We start from the raw sequence: 23547 nt of genomic DNA, 5'->3' as shown, positions 1-23547 counted from the left end.
TCCGTACTGTACTGCACTGTGACAGTGCTGTACGCGACGCGTCACACTGTCTTGTTCCGTACCGCCTCTCAGCACACTGCCCCCAGCGACACGGCTAGCAGTCACTGCCCCGGTGACACGGCCAGCAATCACCGCCTTCGAATCGGTTCGGTTTAGTAGCACTCTCACCCATGCCCACCCGTGCATCGCGCAACGCTGATCGTCTACTGCGGACTCCCTGGCGTCGGCAAATCGGCCGCCTCAGGCTATACGGCCGACCAGATCGACGCGGAACGCTACCGAACCGACCAGGTGCGCAAACAGCTCTTTCCTGACCCCTCCTACACGCCTGACGAGACCGACGCGACGTACGACGCCCTGCTCGAGCGCGCCCGGTCTGCACTCGAGTCCGGCTCGAACGTCGTCCTCGACGCGACGTTCCAGTCCCGGCCGTACCGTGAGCAGGCCGCGTCGATGGCCGAGGTGCTCAGCGTCGACTACGAGTTCGTCTACGTCGATTGCGACCTCGATGTCGTCGAGCAGCGCATCGAGGAACGCACGGACACGATTAGCGACGCGCAGTTCGAACAACACCTCCAGTTGCGCGAGACGTTCGACCCGATCGAGCGCGACCACGTCGTCGTCGACAACTCGGGGACACTCGAGGAGACCTATCGACAGATCGACGAGCACGTGCTGTGAGGGCCTGTGTCCTGACGGCGCACGAGCGGTTCCTCTCCTGGCGTACTCTCACATACCCCACACGAACGTGGGATCATCGTATCTAAGGACCACTGCTGCAGAGTAGGGGTATGACCACGACGGCGACGACGATCAAGGACAGCGTTCACGACTATATCGAACTCTGTCCCACCGCGGAGGCGCTGCTCGACACCGCGCCCATGCAGCGCCTGCGCTACGTTCGGCAACTGAGCACCGTCCAGCTCGTCTATCCTTCCGCGAACCACACCCGCTTCGAGCACAGCCTCGGCGTCTACCACCTTGCATCCCGTGCCGTCGACCAACTCGAGCTCGATGACCAGCTTGCGGACCGTCTCCGGGCCGCCGCGCTCGTCCACGACGTTGGCCACGGCCCCTTCGGCCACCAGACCGAGGCCGCGATCGAACGCCACGTCGGCCGCCACCACGACGAGATCGAGTGGTTGCTCACCGACAGCGAAGTCGGCGACGTCCTCGAGGAGCAGGGGCTCGACCCCGAAGCCGTCGCGGCCACCGTCGACGGCCGTGGCCCCCTCGGCGAACTCGTCTCCGGATCGCTTGATGTCGACCGGATGGACTACCTCGTGCGGGACGCCCACCATACGGGCGTTCCCTACGGCACGATCGACCACTCGCGGCTGCTCTACGCGCTCCGGACGGTCGACGGCGAACTCGCACTCGAGGCGGGCAACGTCGCGACCGCCGAAAGCGCGCTGATCGCCCGGACGTTGATGAACGCGACCGTCTACGGCCACCACGTCTCCCGTATCGCGGGCGCGATGCTCGACCGCGCGAGCGAGCGCGTGCTGCGCGACGAGGTCATTTCCCCTGAGAGGTTCGCCCGCCTCACCGACTCAGAACTGCTCTCGTTGCTTGCCGAACACGAGCCGACGGCCGACCTGGAACGCCGGCTTCGTGAACGAACGCTCTACAAGCGCGCGATCTGGGCGCGCCGCGGCGACGTGACGGACGAGTTCGTCGGACTCGAGTACGACCACACGCGCAGCCTCGAGCGAGAGATTGCCGAAGTCGCAGACGTCGACCCGGCTGCAGTCATCCTCGACAGTCCATCGGAACCGAGTTCTCCCGAATCGCGCGCCAAAATCGTCGTCGACGGCGACCTCCGCCGACTCGAGGAGCGCTCCTCGCTCGTCGCCGGCCTCGACGCCTGCGCCCGCGAAACCTGGCGACTCGGCGTCTACGCGCCGGAGCCAGTGCTCGCCGACGTGCAGGCGGCAGCGGCGACGGTACTCGAGACGGACGCAATCGTTGCGCCGTAGTCTTGGTGCAGAGCCCGATCACTCCCTGTGGATCGGTCATTTTCTTCTGCAGACGTTGGCTTCTCGAGTTATCGCCGAAATAATCGGTGAATTTGGCGTGTGACGAACAAGAATTATACAGATCTCCTACAAATGGTGCGTTATGGGAGGTTCAAACGCAGCCGTTCCCCGACTGAACATCTATAAAGAATAGCAGCGCGAGTACCACGGGCCACCGTGCCGTGGGTGAAGCGCGTCACAACACGAACTTTTAACAAGTTTCAAACCATACTAGAATCCAGTGCAGTCGTCCAAACTCACCCAATCACTGTCGTTTGGACTAGACATCCACACGGGGAGTGGAGACGATCTGCAAACCGGCTGTCTTGAGGCCCGCCGCATCCGCAACGAAACCAACCGCCTCGACCGCCAAGGTTGGAATTGGAACGAGATTAAATCGGTCGTCGTGGATAACGCCGACCATGTCAACAACACCACCCAACTCATCGTTGATAAGGCACTCGGTGAAATCGAAACGTATCACGACAACAAAGATGATGGGTGGGGGCGACCCCACCCATACATCGACGAGTCGTACCCGATGGTGATGAACCACGGAGAAGGCTACCGCCTGTTCCCTGAAGAGGATGGGACTGTTCGATTCCGTATCACTGCCACAAGAGGCACCCACGTCAAAGGCGACCTTCGAGGGAGCCCTGATCACTTCGACCGACTCCAAACTGCATTCAACGACAAAGAGTGGCGGGTTGGAACTGCTGAGGTCGTACACAAGCACAACGAGTGGCGACTCCACGTCACAGTCACACACGAAACTCACAGAGTCGCCAGCAAACACAATGCAGACACAATTGTTGGTTTGGATGTGAACGAGGACTGCATCGCCCTCGCAGCGATGAGTCGGAGCGGTGCAGTGAAAGACTCTGTGGTGTTCGAGTATCCATCTGTGAAAGAGCAACGCCACGAGTTTTTCACCAAACGCAAGCGGATGCAGAAAGCCGGGCAGACTGCGTTTGAAACGGTCGTGAAGACTGAAGAACGCGACTACGTTCACGATCGCTTGCACAAAGTATCGCGGGAAGTAGCTGAATGGATCTCGCAATTTACCGACCCTGTGATCGTCTTTGAAGACCTCAAAGACATGCGAGAGTCCATCGACTACGGAACGCGAATGAACCGTCGGCTACACTCACTGCCGTTCGCAGCTCTCCAAGAGATGGTATCGTACAAAGCTGCGTGGGAAGGGGTTCCTTCAGATGTGGTTGACCCCGAATACACGAGTCAGCGATGCCCACGGACGGAGTGCCAGCACACAGACCGAGCGAATCGACAGAAGAAGCGATTCAAATGCAAACGGTGTGGGTTCCAAGACCACGCTGATCGGAAGGCTGCGGTATGCGTTGTGCAGAATTGGTTAGACGAACAGTATGGAAATGTGCCGTCTCTCGAAACCCTTCCACACGTTCGGACGGTGAGACGGGCGGCATCGGGGGCTGGTGGAGGCCCCGACTCTCACGGACACGATTTGTGTTCGGGTGTTGACCGACACGGGACGTCGGTGCAACCAGGGATGGGAGCGCGAGAGGAATTAAAGTCCGTTGCGTCAGCAGTGCAGGACTAAACATGGACGCCCCACGCCACCGTGCGCGGGGTACTTCACGGGGCGCTCTTCACTGTGGGCCTTCTCACAGCACTCGGACTCGTGGTCGTCAACGGCGTCGGAACACTGTCGGTTGTCTTAGCCGTCTTCTCCGTAGCCGTCCTCGCCGTTGCACTCCGTCGGAACGAACACGACCGTGACCAGCCGACTTCGGAGTCCTCTGGTGAATCGGGAACAGCGGGCCAGAAAGAGGACACGATGCCGAGTCCAGGTGAGGGCAACCTCTGAGCGCGGCCCACAGACTGTATTCGGTCCGCGAGTATGTGATCGGTGCTGAATCGGCGGCCAAATCTGCACCTGGTCCTGAATCTGATCTGAACCTGTATCTGTACCTGTAGCTCTCCCTCACTCCTCGCCGGTTTCCGACCCAGGCGACTCCACACCGTCTGCTGCCAGCCTCTCCTCGTACTTCGCGAGTGCTTCGTCCAGTGCCGCGTCTGCGTCCACGTCGACCGACTCTGCAAGCGCAAGCAGCGCGAACAGTACGTCGCCAATCTCGTCCGACGACAACTCGAGTGCGGCCGGCTTGGTGCCGTACTCGGTCGACGTGTTCGCATCCTTCGCGAGTTCGCCGACCTCGGAAGTGAGATCGAGCAGTCTGAACTCGGGCGGCGTCTCGAGGTCGTGAGTGGCGATGAACTCGGCGACGCGTTCCTGGGCTGATTGGTCTGCCATAGCTGCGTACAGATCGTGTTGGGAGAAAAGACACTCGATAGCAGGTATGACTATCACACCTGACCGGGTAAGCGGATTGCGACCGGGTGGGAGGGTTCCGAGGACGATCCCACACGCGTCACCGTCCGGCAAAACACGTTTCTCCCGCGCCCGCGACGACTCGGATATGGTCGACATTACCGCTGAAATCGTCCTTTTCGATGGCTTCGACGAACTCGACGCGATCGGTCCCTACGAGGTACTCGAGAACGGCGCGCAAGCCGGCGCATCGATCGACACAAATCTCGTGACACTCGAGGAAACCGACATCGTGACCGCCAGTCACGACCTGCGGGTCGAACCCGACGGCACGCTGGGTGACCCCGACCTGCTGCTCGTCCCCGGCGGCGGCTGGACGACCTCGACGGGTGGCGTCCGGCTCGTCGTCGACGAGGGCGACCTGCCGGCCGCAGTCGACGAGTGCTACACGAACGGCGCGACGGTTGCCTCCGTCTGCACCGGCGCGATGATTCTTGCTGAGGCGGGGCTACTCGAGGGCCGACCCGCGACGACTCACCCTGCTGCGGTGGACGATCTCGAGGAGACGGCCGCAAACGTGGTGGACGAGCGAGTGGTCGACGACGGCGACGTGCTCACCGCGGGTGGGGTTACGTCGGGAATCGATCTCGGGCTGTGGTTGCTCGAACGCGAGTTTGATGAATCCATTGCGGACGAGGTTGCCGAGGAGATGATCCACGAGCGTCGCGGTGAGGTCTTCGGCTGACTGGAGGATCCACACTGCTCGCTGGCCAAACGGCTATACTGGTCGATCGGGTAGCCGGATGTACATGGACGAAACGGTGACCACTGCGTCGGAGACAGCGGAGACGACTGACCGACAGACCGACACCCAGAGCGAGACCGCCGACGCAGTCCTGTTCGACATGGACGGCGTTATCGTCAACAGCGAGGACTACTGGGTCGAGTTCGAGCGCGAGGAGATCCTTCCCGCCGCGGTCCCGGACGAGGACATCGACGTCGCAGAGGTCACCGGGATGAACTACCGCGAGATCTACGACTACCTCGACGACGAGTACGGCACGGCGATCTCGCGCGAGGAGTACACCGACCGGTTTACCGAGGCAGCCGAGGAACTCTACACGGAACGGGTCGAACTCCTCGAGGGACTCCACGACCTGCTCGCCGAACTCGACGCCCGAGGAATCGAAACGGCAATCGTCTCCTCCTCGCCCCACGAGTGGATCGGCTGGGTCACCGACCGGTTCGACCTCGAGGACTCGTTCGACGAAATCGTGAGCGCCGACGATATCGACGCGGCGAGCAAGCCGGAACCCGACGTGTTCGAGTACGCCGCGGACGAAATCGGTGTCCCGCCGGAGAAGTGTGTCGTCGTCGAAGACTCGGCGAACGGCATCGAAGCGGCCCACCGAGCCGAGACGGTCGTGATCGCCTACCGAATCGACGCCCACGGGGACATCGACTATTCGCCGGCCGACTGGGTTGCTGACTCGCCGACAGAGGTGCGAGAGATCGTCCTCGACCTCGTCGACTAACGCGGGTTCGCTCTTCCACGGGTGCCTTCAGGCGGTCCGTTAGTCGCTTTGCTCGCCCGAATCGGTGTGCGTATCCAGGTCGGCCTGCTCGCTTAGGCCGGCCTGGCGGCGCAGCCACTCGAGTCCGAGTGCGCCGCCAAGCAGTCCTGCGCCGGTCGTAAAGCCAGGTGTGCCGTCGATACCGGTGTCATCGTCGGCAGCGTCGACGGTCGACGCGTCGTTGTCGCCTCCATCGCCGTCGCCGTCGGCACCGTTTGTGGTGTTTTCGCCGGTGTCTGCCGCTGCGTTATCCTCGTTCCCGCCATCGGTGTCGACCGCAGTTCCGTCATCGTTGTCGGCTCCGTCTCCGTTGTCTTTGTCGCCGCTGTCTTCTTTGGCCTCGTCGCCACCATCGGATTGAGTCTCGTTGCTGTCACCGTCTGCGTTATCGTCTTCATCTTCGTCTCCGTCTGCGTTATCGTCTCTATCTCCGTCTGCGTTACTGCCATCATCTTTGTCACCATCACCATCACCGTCACCGTCTTCGTCGTCGGTTGTCTGATCGTCCTCCGAACCATCTTCACCGTTCTCCGACTGGTCATCCTCGTCGGTCGGTTCGCGGAGTGCCACGAGATCACCGTCGTGTTCGACGTAGAACGTCTCGCCGCTGATCGCACGAATGGGGCCGACTGGTGCGTCCTCGACACTGATAGTCCACTTCTCGGAGCCGTCGTACTTGTTCAGGGCGACGAGTTCCTCGTCGTACTCACGGTCTCCGTAATTGTGCCCGTCAAGATAGAAATACGCGTACGCGGTGTCGCCGCTGATGACGGCTTGCCCATAGGTGTACGTCATATCGAGCTCCCAGTTGTATTCGTCATCCACAATCGAACCACCGGAGTAGCCGTGGTCGGTGCCGCCACCGACGTAGATCTCCTCACTGAACGCGATTTCGCGAGTTCCGTGTCCGATGGTTGCAAATTCGCCCGTCTGGGCGTCGTACAGCGGCCACTCCTCGTAGGCTCCGCCGTCGTACGCGATTCCTGTCGATGTCGCGTAGGTCGTACTGACGTGGGTTCCGACGTGTGTTCCCTCCTGCCAGATTTCGGCCCCGGTCTCGGGATCGAGCGCAATCGGCCCAGCTCCCGTCACGCTGTAGATAACGCCGTTTGCCGCGGCGGGTGCCGTCACGAACTCGTATTCGTCCTCCTCGTCACCGTGCGCTGCGGTGGTGATCGACTCCTTTTCCCACCGAACCGAGCCGTCGTCGGTATCGAGCGCGTACAGCGTGCCCTCGACCACGACGTAGACGCCGCCGTAGGCGGCGGTTTGCCAGACGATTTCCTCTTCAGGTTCGAATTCGGTTTCCCAGCGGACGCTCCCATCGGCCCGGTCGAGCGTGACGACCTCGTCACCGCTCAGGTAGACCGCCTCGCCGTCGACCGACGGCGTGCCCGCGTCGATATCCGTCTTCTCCCAGACGACGGTGCCATCTGTCTCATCGAGGGCGAGAACCCCATCGTCGGTCGGAACGTAGACCGTCTCATCGGCGATAGCGACGAAACTCGTGCCCGCCCCGTCGACGGACCACACGGCGTCGAGTCCCTCTCCCTCGAACTCGTGGCCGTCCGCGATGTGTCTAGCGTGTCCGGGATCTCCCCGGTGTGACGGCCAGTCTTCGTCCGGTCCCGGATCGCGATTCGGGTTCGGAAGCTCGTCGGCGTCGCTCTCGGTCCCTGTCTCGGTGTCAGCCTCGCCCTCATCAGCTCCAGCCCCCGCCGAAGCGAGTCCGGTTCCGATCGACAGTGCTACACCAGTCGCCAGTACCGAACGGCGGCGCCACTCTTCCATACTCGGCGCACGACCGACCAGCGTCATTACTATCTGTTCGCTATGGCTCTCTTGTCCACGCAACAACTGTTTCAGCGTGTGTTACTGCCTGCGGATCGGTTGCCATCGCTGACCGATCCAAACGCCACTCGATAGCTCCGTTCGTCTCTCTACCTACCAATTTCTCTGCCAATCTGCTCACTCACCCAGCCACACCTCACGCGTGGTGCTGGACGACCCCGTCCACGAAAAACAGGATCGCGAGGACGCCGATCGCAAGGACGAGCACGACACCGCCGTTCTGGTGTGGGACGAACGCCCGCCAGCCGAGCAGGCCGGCTCCAGCGGCGAGAAGGCACATCGCAAACAGACGGCGGTCGGACGGGAGGGACAGAGTACACCTCAGTACCTGCAGGACAATACTTTATCGAGCCCTCCGTCGAACTTCACTACCACAAACCCGCTACTGGACGTCCACTACACGGCTCGCCTCCACCGGAACCAGCGGCTCCTCGGGGAAGGCGACACTCACAGTGTACTCGAGTACATCCGCATCTGCGCCGAACACCCCAACCGGGACAGTCTCGACATCGCGGAGGTAGGTGCTGGTGCTGGTCATCTCGACACCATTGACGGTGACCCGGACGCCGGCCCGTGCCGGTTCGCCGACGTTTCGGATCGTGACTTCACAGACCTCGTTTTCGCCGGTGCCGATGGCGTCGGGGAAGGTACCCCAGTCGAACTCGATCGAGGGGAGTGACTGTGCACCCTCGTAAACTCGTTCGGCGATGCCCTCCGAGAGACCGGCCGCCACGAGGCCGTCGATATCGGCGTCGATAACGTCGCCGGGGGTCGAAAGCCCTTCTTTCGCAAGTTTGCTTGCACGACCCGCGGCGACACCGTCGATGGCCGTCAGGCCAACCGCATCCTCTGCGACGCCGTTCTCGATGCGCGCCTCGGTTCGGCGGGAGAGATTCGCCGCATGCGGCCCGACGAACCGGTCGAGGAACGCGCCGAGTGCGGAGATGAGTCGTGTCGCGTTTCGCTTGATGACCCAGGCGTCGCTTCGTAACGCACCTGGTGTCGTCCCGCTCGCAGCACTGCGCAGGATGGCGAGCACCTTCCGCTCTCCCGCTTCCAGATCGCCCGTGTCCGCGCCGACGAGCACCGCATCGATCGCGTCTCGTTCGTCCTGCCGGGACGAGACGGAGTCGAACTCTTCGGCGGTCGCGACGGCCGTCAGAATGTCGTCCATCTCGAGTGCACCTGCATGTTCCGCGGCGCGATCACAGAGGCCGGCGAACTCGGCCGCGGTCTCGAGGCGCAGGTAGTACTTCGAGGCCAGCACGCCCCGTGGCGTTGCCTCGATCGAGAGGTCGTCGCCGGTTTCGACGAAGCCGCGGTCGACGAGTTTCTCGAGACAGTCCCGCACGCGCTGTCTGAGGTTCGGGAAGTCGTAGTCCTCTGGACGGGACTGGCCGCGGACGTAGTAGAAGGTCGTCTCGAGCCAGTCCATCACGTCGTCCAGATCGGTGATGGTCCCCATCGCGATTTCGGCGTTCAGATGCGTTTCCAGGCTCTCGGCGAGTCGGGACTCGATCTCTTTGCCGTCTCGCAGCAGGCGACGATACTTGTCCGCCTCCGAACCGTCACAGACGACCCAGCCGTAACCCACGTCGTCGTACCCCGGCCGGCCCGCACGGCCGAGCATCTGGAGCACGTCGAGCGGGCTCATATCGACCTCGCCCTCGAGTGGGTCGTGCAGTTTCGTGTCCCGGATCACGACACAGCGGGCGGGGAGGTTCACCCCCCAGGCGAGCGTCGAGGTCGAGAACAGCAGTTCGACGATGCCCTCCTTGAACCACTCCTCGACGAGGTCGCGGTCGTTCTTCGAGAGCCCAGCGTGGTGGAAGGCGACGCCGTCGAGGACCGACTTTCTGAGCGTGTCGTTCTCGAGTTCCTTCGATTCGGTGTGAAAGTCGTAGTCACCGCGCGCCCCCATCGGAATGTCGCGTTCGGCGATCTCGTCGCGGGCCTTCTCGGCCGCTCGGACGGTGTCCTGACGCGAGGAGACGAAGACGAGCGCCTGGCCGTCCTCGTTCAGGTGCGGTTCGGCGAGGTCTATCGCGCGGTAGAGTCGGCGGTACTTGTCCGCGAAGGAATTCTCGCCGTGCGTGTAGGTCTTGACGCCGGCGTTCAGGTCGACCGGGCGGTACTCGTCGCCGAACTCGAAGGTGGTCTCGTCGGGCGCGTCGAGCCACGCCGCCACGTCGGTGACGTTCGGCATGGTCGCCGAGAGCGCGACGACGCGCGGCTCACAGAGTCGGCGCAGTCGTGAAATCGTGACCTCGAGGACGGACCCTCTGCGGTCGGCATCCAGCAGGTGAACCTCGTCGATCACGCAGACGTCGATATCCGTCACGAAGTCATAGCGTCGGGAATCGTGCTTGCGCGTCGCCGAGTCGAGCTTCTCGGGGGTCATCACGAGGATGTCCGCGTGACGGGCGCGTCTCGAGTTCAACTCGCGCTCGCCGGTGACGACGTACACGGTATAGCCGAGTTCCTCGAAGCGGTCCCAGTCGTCCTCCTTTTCGTTCGTCAGGGCGCGTAGCGGCGCGATAAACAGTGCGGTGCCGCCGTCGGCCAGGGTTTTGCAGATCGCGAGTTCGGCGAGGGCGGTCTTGCCCGACGCGGTGGGTGCGCTCGCGACGACGTTTTCCTCGCGCTCGAGTAACGCGGGCAGGGCCTCGCGTTGCATGCGGTTGAACTCCTCGAACGCGAAGGCGTCTGCGAACTCGGGGAGAACCTCGGCAACCTCCATCACGCGAAAACGGGGAGCGGGTGGTGAAAGGCGTTTCCTTCGGATCGTCTCGTGGCTGTTCCGTGGCCGGATGTTGTCCCGTGACGATTGTCGTCTCGTAACCGGTTGTGGTCGGATCGTGGCTCCGAAACCGCTTCAGGCCCGGAGTAGTGCCGCGACCACTGCACCGGCCGTCGCGAAGACGACGGGGTAGATGATCCCGCCGAGGATGATCGCCGGCACGAGTTCTGGCGACATCGTGCCCGTCGCCTCGATTCCGAGGAACGACGCCTCGGTGCTCGATTCGGCGACGACGGCACCGAGAGCCATGATGATGGCGTAACCGATTGTCACCGGTGCACCGACGATAACCGCCTCGCCGAGGTTGCGGGCGTCGAGCTGATACGCAAGCACCGCGCCGAACGCGAAGAGCACGAGCGGCGGGACGACGTACAGCGCCGTCGCGCTCGTGGCGTCGGTCTGGGCGATGAAGTCGACGGTATCGGTGCCGCTGAAGCCGCCGATTCCACCGCTCGCTTCGATATCGACCAGGTGTGCGTTGTAGTAGTACCAGGCGACGCCGGTCCACTCGGCGACGTAGTCGCCAAAGCCCTCGCGGACCTGGTCGACGACCATCACGTAGGTGATCAGATACCCGACGATAGCGGCCAGGACACCGAGTCCGGCGCTCGCTGCAATACTCGCTCCGCGCGATACCGACTCCGCTGGTGTCGCCAGTGACTGTTGGGCCATCGCATTGGCTCCCCAGTCGAGTTCGTATAATATACTTTGTGATTCAGGCTTTCCAATACGGCCTTAGCAACCTGTTAAATCCGGGTTGCCGACTGGCATACACGTCAGCCCCTCTGGTTCTTCGCCACTCTCCAGGTGAGTCTTCGGTAGTGCCGGGGCGAGCGTGGGCCGTGGACTCTCGCGTGGCACTCGAGTCCTCACTGTGATTTCCGGCCGTTTTTCTCTGTGAGCCAACGCCAAAAGTCGATTTCAGACGGGCGAACCGCTGTGTGCGATCTCGCCTAACTCGTCGCTGAGCACTCCCGACGCCCGTTGTGGCTGCGGAACGCGTTCGAACGTCAGTTCGGGGTCGCCGGAACCGGCCGTGTAGACAGTCAGCGTCCCGTAGCCCAGTACGCGGCCGACGATCGTCTGCTGGAGGCTGGCGTTCTGGACGCGGTCGAGGCGGAACTGGGTCACGTCTCGCGAGACGACGCCGTGTTTCTTGTACAACTCTGCCGACGTAATCACATAGTGAGTGTTCCGCCAGAAGACGTACTGGATGAGCGCGACGATCGCACCGCCGAGTGCAAGCGCGATGCCGATGTAGGTGAGCGCTCCCATTCCGTCGGATGCGCTCCACCCTGTGAGGACGAAGCCGACGAGTACCAGTCCCACCGCGATCGGCACCCTGATTCCCATCGTGATCGGATGCGGTCGGCTCTCCCAGACGACTCGTTCGTCGTCCGAGAGGTGAAGCCAGTCCAGCGTCGACGGTGACATACTCCGGTCTACTTCGTTCGGCTCCGTAAAGCTATCGCGGAGTATTCTCGTGTCTCGCGGCGTATTTCGGGTTAATCGGCGGCTTCAGACTGGGCCACCTCGACCGCCCGTGTGTTCATCCCGGTCGCCGTCTCGTACCAGTAGTAGACGCCTAGTCCGAGCGCGGCGACGATGTTCGAGATGGTTACGCCCCAGAAGACGCCGTTGACTCCCATCTCCAGAAGATACGCCGCGGCGAGCGCGACCGGGATGCGGACGATCCAGTACTGGAGCAAGGTCGCGATCAGGCTCGTCCGCGTGCGCCGCGCCCCGTTGAACCCGGCCTGCAGGAGATACGTCGCACCGATCGCCCAGTAGCTGTACGCGAGAATCCGCAGGTAGTCCGCGGCGACTGCAACCTCCGTCGGCGTCGCGTCGGGAACGAACAGCACCGACAGCGTCTCCGGAATCAGCCACTGGATCACGCCGACGACCGTGAGTCCAACGCTCGCCATGACCACACCGGTCCACGTCGTACGCCGCGCCCGCTTCGGTAGCTCCGCCCCGAGATTCTGTCCAATCATACTCTGTGCGGCCTGTTGGAGCCCGATCGCCGGCACGAACGCGATTGCTGCGACCCGTGCCCCGATCGTGTACGCGGCGAGTCCCGGGTCCCCGCCGACGAGCGCCACGAGCCAGACCATCCCAACACGGGCTGACTGACTCGAGACGTACTGGCCTGCGGTCGGCCAGCCGATGTCGATAATCTCGCGACAATCCGTTCGGGAGAACGTGAGTACGTCCCGCGACAGGACGAACCCGTTCCGGCCGCGCAACGCCAGTACGAGTCCAAACGCGAAGCCGAGCGCGTAGCCAATACCGGTCGCCAGCGCCGCGCCCTGGACGCCCAGTTCGGGGAACAGCCACCAGCCGAAGATGAGGAACGGGTCGAGGACGATGTTCACGGCGACTGCGACCACGTTGATGTACAGCGCTGCGCGCGTATCTCCCCAGCCGATGAAGCCCGACTCGAGTGCCTCGCTCGTGCTCAGGGCGGGAAAGAGGAGCGCGCTGACGGCGAGATAAGCGGCGGCGTACTGGGTGACGAGGTCGCTCGCACCGAACAGCGAGACGATGTCGGCGGCGAAGTAGGCAACGATGAGGCCAGCGAGGCCACCAGCGGCGAAGCCAACGACGATGCCGTTTGCTGCGCCGCGTCGTGCACGCCAGTCCCCCTCAGCGCCGACGCGCTGTGAGACGAGGACCTGCGTGCCGACGCCGGCCCCAATCGAGACGGCGGCGAGAAGACCGGTGAGCGGAAACGTGAGGCCGACTGCGGCGACCGCTTCGAGGCTGTGTCGGCCAAGCCAGAGGGTATCGACGACCTGCTGGAGAACCTGTACGAGGTTTTGAACGAGCAGCGGTGCCGCAAGCAGTGCGAGCACCCTGGGAATCGGCCCCGTTGTGATCTCCGTTCGGTCGAGATCGAGCATCTCGTTCCCACGGTGATTGGTTGGGGAAATAAACATTGCTATAAGATAGTACGGGACGCGGTGGCTACTGACGGACGCCACTGCTGGCACAGCCGACCACCACCATTTTTCCCACCCGCCCGCTTCGGTTCGGGTATGAGCAGCGCTCGGAAGCCCGACTGGCTCAAGATGCGACCGCCATCAGGTCGGGAGTTCACCGATATCCGGGAGACACTCCGCGAGCGGAATCTCCACACCGTCTGCGAGGAGGCCAACTGTCCGAACCTCGGCGAGTGTTGGTCCGGCGGGGCCGGCACCGGCGGGGGCGACGGAGGGACAGCGACGTTCATGCTCATGGGTGACCGGTGCTCCCGTGCGTGCAACTTCTGTGACGTCACGACAGGCGGCATGGAGCCACTCGATCCGGACGAACCGGCCAACGTCGCCGACGCCGTCGCCGAGATCGGTCTCGACTACGTCGTGCTCACATCCGTCGACCGTGACGACCTGCCGGATCAGGGTGCGGGCCACTTCGCCGAGACGATTCGCGAAATCAAGGATCGCCACCCTGGCATCCTCGTCGAGGTTCTCATTCCGGACTTTCAGGGCGAACCCGAGCTCGTCCGCAAGATCATCGACGCCGACCCGGACGTGATCGCACACAACGTCGAAACCGTCGAACGCCTCCAGTTTCCCGTTCGTGACCGTCGCGCGAACTACGAACAATCGCTCTCGGTGCTCGAACAGGTCGAGCGCGAATCCGACATCTACACCAAGACCTCGATCATGCTCGGCCACGGCGAGTACGATCACGAAGTCTACCAGACGCTCGCCGACTGTCGCGAACACGGTGTCGATATCATCACCCTCGGCCAGTACCTTCAGCCCTCGCGCAGCCACCTCGACGTCCAGCGCTATGACCATCCACACAAGTACGAGACGTGGCGACAGGTGGCCGAAGACGAACTGAACTTCCTCTACTGTGCGAGCGGCCCGATGGTTCGATCCTCCTACAAGGCCGGCGAGCTGTTCGTCGACGCCGTCCTCCGGGAAGGAACGAGCGTTGACGAGGCGCGACAGCGCGCCCGCCGTGCAGACACTTCGGTTTCCGTCTCGGAGTGAGGTAGCGAAGCTGGCACACCCGTATGGTGTCTCCCTCTCGGTGCCCGTTTCGTCCCGACTAACGCAGCCCCTACTCGAGTACGGTCGTTCTTTCACAGTCGCCACTCCAAGTTTGGTGTCCCTACGAGCAGCGGGGAGTTGCCCAACCGTTCACTGTTCACACGACCCGGGACGTTGTTTCTGGAACTATTACAAAACGATGTGGCTTGGTGAACGTTTGAATTATTTAGTCCTTACTCGTACTGTGTCCCACGGTCTGTCTCGCAAGAATTCCTCTGATAGTAAACTATTTACGAAAATCCTTTAACACAAGCGATAATTCGTTAGAGTATGCGCAGGTGGGACTCTCCGTGAGCACGATACAGCGCGATCCCCGAGAACGAGTACAGATTCTCGACGACGCCGGCCGCGTCCGCGAGGGCGTCGAGGTGCCGGATATCGCCGAGGACAAACTGCTCGAGATGTACGAGCAGATGCGGTTGGTTCGTCACTTCGACGAGCGCGCCGTGAGCCTCCAGCGACAGGGACGGATGGGTACGTACCCGCCGCTGTCGGGGCAGGAAGGTGCGCAGGTCGCAAGCGCACACGCACTCGGGACGGACGACTGGCTGTTCCCGAGCTATCGCGAACACGGTGCCGGGCTGGTTCGTGGCCTCTCGCTCAAACGCACCCTGCTGTACTGGATGGGCCACGAGCAGGGCAACGAGATTCCCGAGGATGCGAACATCTTCACCGTCGCCGTCCCGATCGCAACGCAGATTCCCCACGCGACGGGGGCTGCCTGGGCCTCGAAGCTCAAAGACGAGGAGAAGGCGTTCATCTGCTACTTCGGCGATGGCGCGACCTCGGAGGGCGACTTCCACGAAGGGCTCAACTTCGCCGGCGTCTTCGATACGCCGAACATCTTCTTCTGTAACAACAACCAGTGGGCAATCTCGGTCCCGCGCGAACGCCAGACTGCAAGCGCGACGCTCGCCCAGAAGGCGACCGCCTACGGCTTCGAGGGCGTCCAGGTCGACGGCATGGACCCACTCGCCGTCTACAAGGTCACCCGCGACGCCGTCGAGAAAGCGAAAAACCCCAGCGAGGACGAACTCCGTCCGACGCTGATCGAGGCCGTTCAGTACCGCTTCGGTGCCCACACCACCGCCGACGACCCCTCCGTCTACCGCGACGACGAGGAAGTCGAACACTGGAAGCAAAAGGATCCGATCCCGCGCCTCGAGACGTACATGCGCAACCACGGCATGCTCGACGACGAGCGCGTCGACGCCATCGAGTCGCGCATCGAGAGTGACGTCGCAGACGCAATCGACGCCGCAGAGGCGGTCGAACGACCAGACCCCGCCGAAATCTTCGCCCACGTCTACGAGGGCATGCCCAAGCGACTGCAGGAGCAACTCGAGTGGTTCGAATCGATTCGCGAGGAACACGGCGACGACGCGCTGCTGGAGGGATAATCTATGGCTGCAGAATCTCACACTGACACTGACACCGAAACTGACAACCTGACGCTGGTACAGGCAGTCCGAGACGGACTCCACAGCGAGATGGAACGCGACGAGGACGTCGTCGTCATGGGCGAGGACGTCGGCAAGAACGGCGGCGTCTTCCGCGCCACCGAAGGACTGTACGAGGAGTTCGGCGACAATCGCGTCATCGACACGCCGCTCGCGGAGTCGGGTATCATCGGCACCGCGATCGGGATGGCCGCCTACGGGATGCGCCCGGTCCCCGAGATGCAGTTCCTCGGGTTCATCTACCCCGGCTTCGACCAGATCGTTTCACACGCAGCACGACTGCGGACGCGTTCGCGCGGCCGCTTTACGTGCCCGCTGGTCATCCGCGCACCGTACGGTGGCGGCATTCGCGCGCCCGAACACCACTCCGAGTCCTCGGAGGCGATGTTCGCCCACCAGCCCGGACTCAAGGTCGTCGTTCCGTCGACGCCGTACGACACGAAGGGGCTGCTGACGAGCGCGATCCGCTCGCCGGATCCGGTGCTCTTCCTCGAACCGAAGCTCATCTATCGGGCGTTCCGCGAGGAAGTCCCCGCAGAATCGTACGAGGTCCCACTCGACGAGGCCATCGTCCGCCGCGACGGCTCGGATATCTCCGTCTTCACGTGGGGTGCGATGACCCGGCCGACGATCGAGGCCGCGGAGAACCTCGCAGGCGAGATCGACGTCGAAGTCGTCGACCTCCGGACGCTCTCGCCGCTCGACGAGGACACGATCGTCGAATCGTTCAAGAAAACCGGCCGTGCAGCGGTCGTCCACGAGGCTCCCCAGACGGGCGGCCTCGGCGCAGAGATCGCCGCGACGATCCAGGAGGAGGCGCTGCTCTACCAGGAGGCACCGGTCGAGCGCATCACCGGCTTCGACACGCCGTTCCCGCTGTACGCGCTCGAAGACTACTACCTGCCCGAGGCAGAACGCATCGAATCGGGTATCCGCGACGCAATGGGGTTCTAACATGGTCCGCGAATTCGAGCTTCCAGACGTCGGTGAAGGTGTCGCAGAGGGAGAACTCGTCACCTGGTTCGTCGAACCGGGCGACGAGGTCAGCGAAGATCAGCCGGTCGCGGAGGTCGAGACGGACAAGGCGCTCGTCGAGGTCCCCGCCCCGGTCAACGGCAGCGTTCGCGAACTCCACTTCGAGGAAGGCGACGTGATCCCCGTCGGGGACGTGTTCGTCACGTTCGACGTGGAGGGCGAGGAAGACACAGCGGAAGCAGATGCAGACGCTGGTGAGGTCGAGACGGAATCCGACGCCACAGCAGACGCAGACGCAGACGCCGGTCCCGCCGGCGACCCCGGCGCAACGGGTGCTGGCGATGACACCGAACCCGCGGAGACGCCAGACGATCGAATCTTCGCGCCCCCACGCGTGCGACGCCTGGCCCGCGAGGAAGGTATCGACCTCTCACAGGTCCAGGGAAGCGGTCCCGGCGGCCGGATCACGGCTGCCGACGTGCAGGCTGCAGCGGGTACCGCGCCAGCGGCCGACGCACAGACACAGGCTGAGAGCGGTGAGACCGGTGGCTCGGGATCGACTGCAGCAACCACTGCGGACGAATCGACCACGGCTACAGCAGCCGACTCGAGTACCGATGAGTCCACGGCGGGTGGGTCGACTGGTCAGACTGGGGCATCCCAGACACAGACACAGACGCAGGCCCCGGCCCAGGTCGAGTCTGCCGACCGCGAGCGCACACTCGCCGCACCCGCAACGCGGCGCATCGCCGAGGAGGAGGGTGTCGACCTCGACGCCGTCCCCGCAACCGAAGAGCGCGACGGCGAGGCGTTCGTCACGCCTGAGGCAGTCCGGGAATACGCCGAGGCTCAGCAGCAGGCCCAGGAGGCCGACGCGGCAGCGATCGAAGCCGGCGAAGCCTTCGCCGAAGGCGAGCGCGAGCGGCGCGAACCGTTCCGCGGCGTCCGCAAGACGATCGCCGACGCGATGGTCGAGTCGAAGTTCTCGGCCCCGCACGTCACCCACCACGACGAGGTCGACGTCACCGAACTCGTCGACGCCCGCAAACGGCTCAAACCCCACGCCGAGGAGCAGGGTATCCGCCTGACGTACATGCCGTTCATCATGAAGGCCGTCGTCGCGGCGCTGCAGGAGTACCCCGAGATGAACGCGGTCATCGACGAGGCGAACGAGGAGATCGTCCACCGCAACTACTACAACATCGGCGTCGCAGCGGCGACCGACGTGGGGCTGATGGTCCCGGTCGTCGACAACGCCGACGGGAAGGGCATGCTCCAGCTCTCCTCGGAGATGAACGAACTCGTCCAGCGCGCCCGCGAGCGCTCGATCAGCCCGGACGAACTTCGGGGCTCGACGTTCACGATCACGAACATCGGCGGCATCGGCGGCGAGTACGCAACCCCAATCCTGAACTACCCCGAATCGGGCATCCTCGCTGTCGGCGAGATCAAGCGCAAACCACGCGTCGTCACCGACGAGAACGGCGAGGAGTCGATCGAGCCGCGATCCGTGATGACGCTCTCGCTGTCGTTCGACCACCGGCTGATCGACGGCGCCGTCGGCGCACAGTTTACGAATACGGTGATGGAGTACCTCGAAAATCCGGAACTGCTGTTACTCGAGTAACCGGCTCCGAATCTCCCTCCATCGCTCCCTGAGTTCGACCGCGACCCCTAAACGTTAGACGCTACCCACCATACGCACCAGCATACGCATGTACATGAGCGCATATACGACGCACGTGCGGTTCCGTTCGGTACCGACTACGAGCACCGCAATCCTGGCCCAGCACGGAGGAGTCAACTAATGGTCGTCGGAGACGTCACCACCGGCACCGATGTCCTCGTGATCGGCGCGGGTCCCGCCGGCTACGTCGCCGCGATTCGAGCCGGCCAGCTCGATCTCGACGTCACGCTCGTCGAGAAGGAGGCCTACGGCGGTACCTGCCTGAACCACGGCTGTATCCCATCGAAAGCACTGATCACGGCGACCGACGTCGCCCACGACGCCCGCAACGCCGAACAGATGGGGATCCACGCCGATCCCGCCATCGACCTCGCGGGCATGGTCAGCTGGAAAGACGACGTCGTCGACCAGCTCACCGGCGGCGTCGAGAAGCTCTGTAAGGCAAACGGCGTCAACCTCATGGAGGGGACGGCGACGTTCGCCGACGAGAACACCGTCCGCATCTCCCACGACGGTGAGGGCCAGGGCTCGGAGACACTCGAGTTCGAACACGCAATCGTCGCGACCGGTTCGCGTCCGATCGAGATTCCGAACTTCTCCTACGGCGACGAGCCAATCCTGAACTCGCGCCAGGCGCTCTCGCTCGACTCCGTCCCTGACTCGCTTGTCGTCGTCGGCGCGGGCTACATCGGGATGGAACTGGCAAGCGTCTTCGCCAAGCTGGGAACCGATGTGACGGTCGTCGAGATGCTCGACGAGATCTTGCCGGGCTACGACAACGACCTCAAACGGCCGGTCAAGCAGCACGCGAAAGACCTCGGCATCGAGTTCGAGTTCGGCTACACGGCCGCGGAGTGGCACGAGCGCGAGGACGGCGACGGCGTTCGCGTCATCGCAGAGCCCGCGGCGGCGGTCGCCGCAGATGGCGGGGCTGCAGCGGAGGAAACCGAGGAAGCAGACTCGCTCGACCTCGACGCCGAGAAGGTCCTCGTCGCCGTCGGTCGCCAGCCCGTCTCGGACACGCTCGACCTCGCTGAGGCCGGTGTCGAGACCAACGACAAGGGCTTCATCGAAACCGATTCGCGCGCACGCACAAACGTCGACCACATCTTCGCCGTTGGTGACGTGGCCGGCGAGCCGATGCTCGCACACAAAGGCAGTATGGAGGGCGAAGTCGCCGCCGAAGTCATCGCCGGCGAGCCGTCGGCCATCGACTACCAGGCGATGCCCGCGGTCGTCTTCACTGCCCCCGAAATCGCGACCGTCGGGATGTCCGAGACCGACGCCGAAGACACCGGCTTCGACACCGTGATCGGGAAGTTCCCCTTCCGCGCCAGCGGTCGCGCGCTGACCACCGGCGAGAGTGACGGATTCGTCAAGATTGTCGCTGAAGAAGACGAGGGCTACGTCCTCGGTGCCAGCATCGTCGGTCCCGAGGCGTCCGAACTCGTCGGCGAACTCAGCCTCGCAATCGAGCTCGGCGCGACACTCGAGGACGTCGCCTCGACGATCCACGCGCATCCGACGCTCTCCGAATCGGTGATGGAGGCCGCAGAGAACGCGCTTGGACACGCGATTCACACGTTGAATCGCTGAACTGCTGCACTGTTGACTGCTGCATCGTGCACCGCTGAACCGCTGCACCGCTGCACCGGTGCACAATCTCGAACGAGCCCACACACACTCCCCTTCTCTCTCACCCATACGCACAATCGGCGGAGTACTCGAGACGAACTGGCTCTTGCCGTGGTAGATTCCTGTCTGTTAGCGGCCAGTTTCCACTGCTGTCGTCGACAGGGAACCCGTCGCTACGTCCGGGAAAACTGTCCAGATTTGGTCCGAACCGATCCGTTGGCTTCCCATTCGGTGGGAACTCCCTCTACTCTCCTTTAGGTTGCCGTCCCAACGATCAGGTGTACTATGACTGCATCCAATGGTCCTTCCACGCTGCGGCGACGAACGGTTCTTTCGACTGCCGGGGTCGGTGCAGTGGGCGCACTCGCCGGCTGTCTCTCTGTCTTTTCTGACGACGAACCTGCGTCTGTGGGAGACCCGGACGCAGACGATGGTGATGGCTCGGGGGAGACAGACGAAGACGCTCCGCTCACGGACTACCAGTACACTGCACCGCCACAGATCGTCGACATCGCTGAGCAGGGGTACGAATCGACACTTCGAACCGTCCCCGCACGCCACGCACTCGTCACCGAGGACGGCAGCGGCGGTCCAGTCGAACTCCCCGAAGTATGGGCCTGGCAGGCTGACGACCTCGCACCCTCCGTCCCCGGCCCCATGTATCGGATGACCGAAGGCGATACCTTCGAACTCACCTACGACAACACCGAACACAACCGGCCCCACACGGTCCACGTCCACGCCGTCAGCAAGTCCTGGGAAGACGACGGTGCCCCGGTCACGAACCGCGATCAGGTCGACGCCGGTGAGAGCCACACCTACACCCTCGAGGCCGACGTGCCGGGAACACACGTCTACCACTGTCACTACCAGACGCACAACCACCTCGACATGGGGATGTACGGCATCCTTCGCGTCGACCCGGAGGACTACGACTCACCGGATCAGGAGTACTTCTTCACGCTTCGCGACTGGGACACGCGTCTCCACGACCGCGAAGCGGGCGGTGACGCCGACTACGACCCCGTCGAGCGCTCGTCGGACGCCTACACCCTCAACGGCCGCAGCGCCCCCACTACGTTCCACCCTGAACTGGGCACCCCGCTGATCGTCTCCGAAGGCGACACCGTCCACCTCCACATCGCCAACAACGGCTACGAATCCCACCCGTTCCACACCCACGGCCACCGATTCGAAGTCATCGAAAAGGACGGCTCACCCATCCCCGACGCAGCGCGGTACGAACAGGACGTGCTCAACATCGCCCCCGCAGAACGGTACACACTCGAGTTCACGGCCGACGCTGAGCCGGGTATCTATCCAGCACACTGTCACAAGGTCCACCACGTGACGACTGAAGGCCGCTATCCCGGTGGGATGGCGACTGCGATCGTTTACGAGTCTGCGATGGACTCTGACGAGTTCGGCGAGATTATGGACGACGCGGGATACGACGGCTGACCGGAACCAGTCGGTTTTTCTTTCCTGTTCGATCAAGGTAGCTAACTGGACTAAAAAAGAGGCGCATTCACTACTGCACGTACAGTGAATACGCGATCACGAGAAAGCCCGCGAGTACCAGCAGGCTCTCGAGCAAGATCCCCGTCGCCAGATGGACGTTCAGCAGTTCGTAGAGCATCCCTGCCAGAAAGAGCCCGAGCGTAACCAGCCCGAAACCAAGCGTTAGATACCCGAGTGCACGCTGTCTCGTCCGCCGATAGGCCTTGAACGCAAAGTACGTGATGAAGCCACCGACGATCAAGACGAGCGTCTTTACAATTGCGAGTGCGAGCGCGATCTCCGATGCACCAGAAGCGTACGGGCTCATGTTTCCTTTCGCACCTCGGACCAAAGTTCTGCGAGCCGCTCGTCTGCCGTTCGGGCCGGCCGATCGATCTGCACCGTCAACGACTGGTCGTCGTCCAACCCGATCGAGATTTCGTCGAACGCGACGGCGTACTTGCTCGCGTGATGCCCGTCGCGACGAATCTCGGTGGTCTCCTCGAGTAGCGTCGAGTCGGTCAGCAACTCGAGTTTCCGATACAGCGTCGACTGGGGTATCTCACACCGGTTAGTAAGTTCAGAAGCCGTCATGGGTTCCTCGAGATTCCGGATGATCTCACGGCAGTCAGGGTCGTCGAGTGCAGCACAGATTTCTGCTGCAGACGGTGTTGACTCCGAACCGATCGGGTCCCGGACCATTCATCAGTTACTTGCAACGCCTTCGGTTTATTCGCATCGGTGCACGTCGCAGCGAACTACTCGAGTGTTGGTTTTCGCCGTCCCGTTCCCAGAAGTAAGTTTCTTACACGCGCACAACTGAACTCGACCTACGCGGGTATCATTCGGTTCGACCGTATCTACGAGGACGGGATGACTAGCCGACCTCCGCCCGCGTAACAGCTTGTCTGTACGACTACTACGATTAGCGAGTGATACACGATCAGCGAGTAATTTATTTTACCTCGTCGAGTCTCTCCGGATCACCAATTGCTGTGGTTCTCTTGCTTGCTAGGAGCACTGAGCGATGCCAGTATGCACTCGTTCAAAACCGTTCTACCCGCCAGCCCAGCTGGATTTCACGTACACGGCAATTCACTCACAGGTGGAACCTCCTCTCATGGTACTGGATTCCGATGGGCGTCTCGTTCGACGGCCTTATGTATGCACCCTCTCCTCGTCATTAATGCGAACGACGTGGCGCACGCCGCCACGTTCCCTCTGGCCGGTTTCCGGCACGGAGGNGTATGCACCCTCTCCTCGTCATTAATGCGAACGACGTGGCGCACGCCGCCACGTTCCCTCTGGCCGGTTTCCGGCACGGAGGTAGGCACCGTATCCATCTCCCAGTTATCTGGCTTTCTGAAGCCAGGTCTCTTGGGGCAACTGGATTGAGCGTAGGTGGCGTCTTCGACGCCATGGAACAACGTCCTTATATACACACGGGGCGTATCCATTACTACGCAAATCCCGTTCCGGCTGTGACTTCCGGGACGGAATCGATCCGTTGCCCTTAAGTACATACGGGGATTCGGATACGATTGCAAAGAACGCGTGATTGGCGAAGTGTTCATTCATTTCGTCGTCGGACGGTTCCGGTCCGAAGGGGTTAAGTACCCCAGACGGACTACGAATACGTCCGAAGGAAATGAGGATCCTACCCCTGCGG

Annotated in this window: 21 protein-coding genes; 12 read left to right on the top strand and 9 right to left on the bottom strand. The window is 62.7% G+C overall.

Annotation, left to right across the window (positions count from 1 at the left end):
• The first annotated feature begins 180 nt into the window (after positions 1 to 180).
• The 4 genes from C483_RS09585 (at position 181) to C483_RS09570 (ending at position 3864) form a co-directional block, all read left to right on the top strand.
• Positions 181 to 681, top strand: coding sequence for an AAA family ATPase (locus C483_RS09585; RefSeq protein WP_006653157.1), 501 nt, complete (start codon positions 181 to 183; stop codon positions 679 to 681).
• Positions 682 to 791: 110 nt separating this feature from the next.
• On the top strand, positions 792 to 1979 hold the full coding sequence (locus C483_RS09580) for an HD domain-containing protein (protein WP_006653156.1): 1188 nt from the start codon (positions 792 to 794) through the stop codon (positions 1977 to 1979).
• A 280-nt stretch (positions 1980 to 2259) separates the two neighbouring features.
• On the top strand, positions 2260 to 3597 hold the full coding sequence (locus tag C483_RS09575; RefSeq protein ID WP_006653155.1) for an RNA-guided endonuclease TnpB family protein: 1338 nt from the start codon (positions 2260 to 2262) through the stop codon (positions 3595 to 3597).
• Positions 3598 to 3651: 54 nt separating this feature from the next.
• Positions 3652 to 3864, top strand: coding sequence for a hypothetical protein (locus tag C483_RS09570; RefSeq protein ID WP_241431500.1), 213 nt, complete (start codon positions 3652 to 3654; stop codon positions 3862 to 3864).
• A gap of 117 nt (positions 3865 to 3981) precedes the next feature.
• Here the strand turns inward: C483_RS09570 and C483_RS09565 are convergent, their stop codons facing one another.
• Positions 3982 to 4311 (bottom strand): MazG-like family protein, encoded by a 330-nt coding sequence (locus tag C483_RS09565; protein ID WP_006653153.1) that lies wholly within the window; start codon positions 4309 to 4311, stop codon positions 3982 to 3984.
• Between the two features lie 166 nt (positions 4312 to 4477).
• Between C483_RS09565 and C483_RS09560 the strand changes: the two genes are divergently transcribed.
• Both C483_RS09560 and C483_RS09555 read left to right on the top strand, forming a co-directional pair.
• Complete coding sequence (locus C483_RS09560) at positions 4478 to 5074, top strand: DJ-1/PfpI family protein (protein ID WP_006653152.1); 597 nt, start codon at positions 4478 to 4480, stop codon at positions 5072 to 5074.
• A gap of 64 nt (positions 5075 to 5138) precedes the next feature.
• On the top strand, positions 5139 to 5864 hold the full coding sequence (locus C483_RS09555; RefSeq protein WP_275039995.1) for an HAD family hydrolase: 726 nt from the start codon (positions 5139 to 5141) through the stop codon (positions 5862 to 5864).
• Between the two features lie 39 nt (positions 5865 to 5903).
• Here the strand turns inward: C483_RS09555 and C483_RS09550 are convergent, their stop codons facing one another.
• The 6 genes from C483_RS09550 to C483_RS09530 all read right to left on the bottom strand — a co-directional run bounded on the left by C483_RS09550 (position 5904) and on the right by C483_RS09530 (position 13460).
• The gene (locus tag C483_RS09550) at positions 5904 to 7694 is read right to left on the bottom strand and encodes an outer membrane protein assembly factor BamB family protein (RefSeq protein ID WP_049912539.1); all 1791 of its coding nucleotides are present in this window, start codon (positions 7692 to 7694) and stop codon (positions 5904 to 5906) included.
• Between the two features lie 196 nt (positions 7695 to 7890).
• The gene (locus tag C483_RS20430; RefSeq protein WP_006653149.1) at positions 7891 to 8034 is read right to left on the bottom strand and encodes a hypothetical protein; all 144 of its coding nucleotides are present in this window, start codon (positions 8032 to 8034) and stop codon (positions 7891 to 7893) included.
• A 102-nt stretch (positions 8035 to 8136) separates the two neighbouring features.
• A complete protein-coding gene (locus C483_RS09545) occupies positions 8137 to 10494 on the bottom strand; it encodes a DEAD/DEAH box helicase (protein WP_006653148.1) in 2358 nt (785 codons plus the stop codon).
• A gap of 135 nt (positions 10495 to 10629) precedes the next feature.
• Entirely contained in the window at positions 10630 to 11226 is a 597-nt protein-coding gene (locus C483_RS09540; protein ID WP_006653147.1) for a hypothetical protein, read from the bottom strand.
• Between the two features lie 249 nt (positions 11227 to 11475).
• Positions 11476 to 11988, bottom strand: a complete 513-nt coding sequence (locus tag C483_RS09535) for a PH domain-containing protein (RefSeq protein WP_006653146.1) — start codon at positions 11986 to 11988, stop codon at positions 11476 to 11478.
• A gap of 71 nt (positions 11989 to 12059) precedes the next feature.
• A complete protein-coding gene (locus tag C483_RS09530) occupies positions 12060 to 13460 on the bottom strand; it encodes an MATE family efflux transporter (protein WP_006653145.1) in 1401 nt (466 codons plus the stop codon).
• Between the two features lie 135 nt (positions 13461 to 13595).
• Between C483_RS09530 and lipA the strand changes: the two genes are divergently transcribed.
• From lipA to C483_RS09500, 6 genes are all read left to right on the top strand, one after another.
• Complete coding sequence (lipA, locus tag C483_RS09525; protein WP_006653144.1) at positions 13596 to 14561, top strand: lipoyl synthase; 966 nt, start codon at positions 13596 to 13598, stop codon at positions 14559 to 14561.
• A gap of 350 nt (positions 14562 to 14911) precedes the next feature.
• Complete coding sequence (gene pdhA, locus C483_RS09520) at positions 14912 to 16021, top strand: pyruvate dehydrogenase (acetyl-transferring) E1 component subunit alpha (protein ID WP_006653143.1); 1110 nt, start codon at positions 14912 to 14914, stop codon at positions 16019 to 16021.
• Positions 16022 to 16024: 3 nt separating this feature from the next.
• A complete protein-coding gene (locus tag C483_RS09515; protein WP_006653142.1) occupies positions 16025 to 17035 on the top strand; it encodes an alpha-ketoacid dehydrogenase subunit beta in 1011 nt (336 codons plus the stop codon).
• A 1-nt stretch (position 17036) separates the two neighbouring features.
• The gene (locus tag C483_RS09510) at positions 17037 to 18683 is read left to right on the top strand and encodes a dihydrolipoamide acetyltransferase family protein (RefSeq protein ID WP_006653141.1); all 1647 of its coding nucleotides are present in this window, start codon (positions 17037 to 17039) and stop codon (positions 18681 to 18683) included.
• Between the two features lie 180 nt (positions 18684 to 18863).
• On the top strand, positions 18864 to 20339 hold the full coding sequence (gene lpdA / locus C483_RS09505) for a dihydrolipoyl dehydrogenase (protein WP_006653140.1): 1476 nt from the start codon (positions 18864 to 18866) through the stop codon (positions 20337 to 20339).
• Between the two features lie 324 nt (positions 20340 to 20663).
• Positions 20664 to 21839, top strand: a complete 1176-nt coding sequence (locus C483_RS09500) for a multicopper oxidase domain-containing protein (protein WP_049912536.1) — start codon at positions 20664 to 20666, stop codon at positions 21837 to 21839.
• Positions 21840 to 21909: 70 nt separating this feature from the next.
• On the opposite strand, the gene C483_RS09495 is transcribed toward C483_RS09500, so the two are convergent.
• Both C483_RS09495 and C483_RS09490 read right to left on the bottom strand, forming a co-directional pair.
• Positions 21910 to 22206, bottom strand: a complete 297-nt coding sequence (locus C483_RS09495; RefSeq protein WP_006166507.1) for a DUF7521 family protein — start codon at positions 22204 to 22206, stop codon at positions 21910 to 21912.
• Positions 22203 to 22580, bottom strand: a complete 378-nt coding sequence (locus C483_RS09490) for a winged helix-turn-helix domain-containing protein (RefSeq protein ID WP_006166508.1) — start codon at positions 22578 to 22580, stop codon at positions 22203 to 22205. The genes C483_RS09495 and C483_RS09490 overlap by 4 nt, the downstream gene beginning before the upstream one ends.
• Positions 22581 to 23547: the final 967 nt, after the last annotated feature.

The organism is Natrialba hulunbeirensis JCM 10989 (assembly GCF_000337575.1).
GTDB lineage: Archaea > Halobacteriota > Halobacteria > Halobacteriales > Natrialbaceae > Natrialba > Natrialba hulunbeirensis.
The sequence above is the reverse complement of the archived record's forward strand: the minus strand, read 5'-3'. Positions and strand labels throughout refer to the sequence as shown.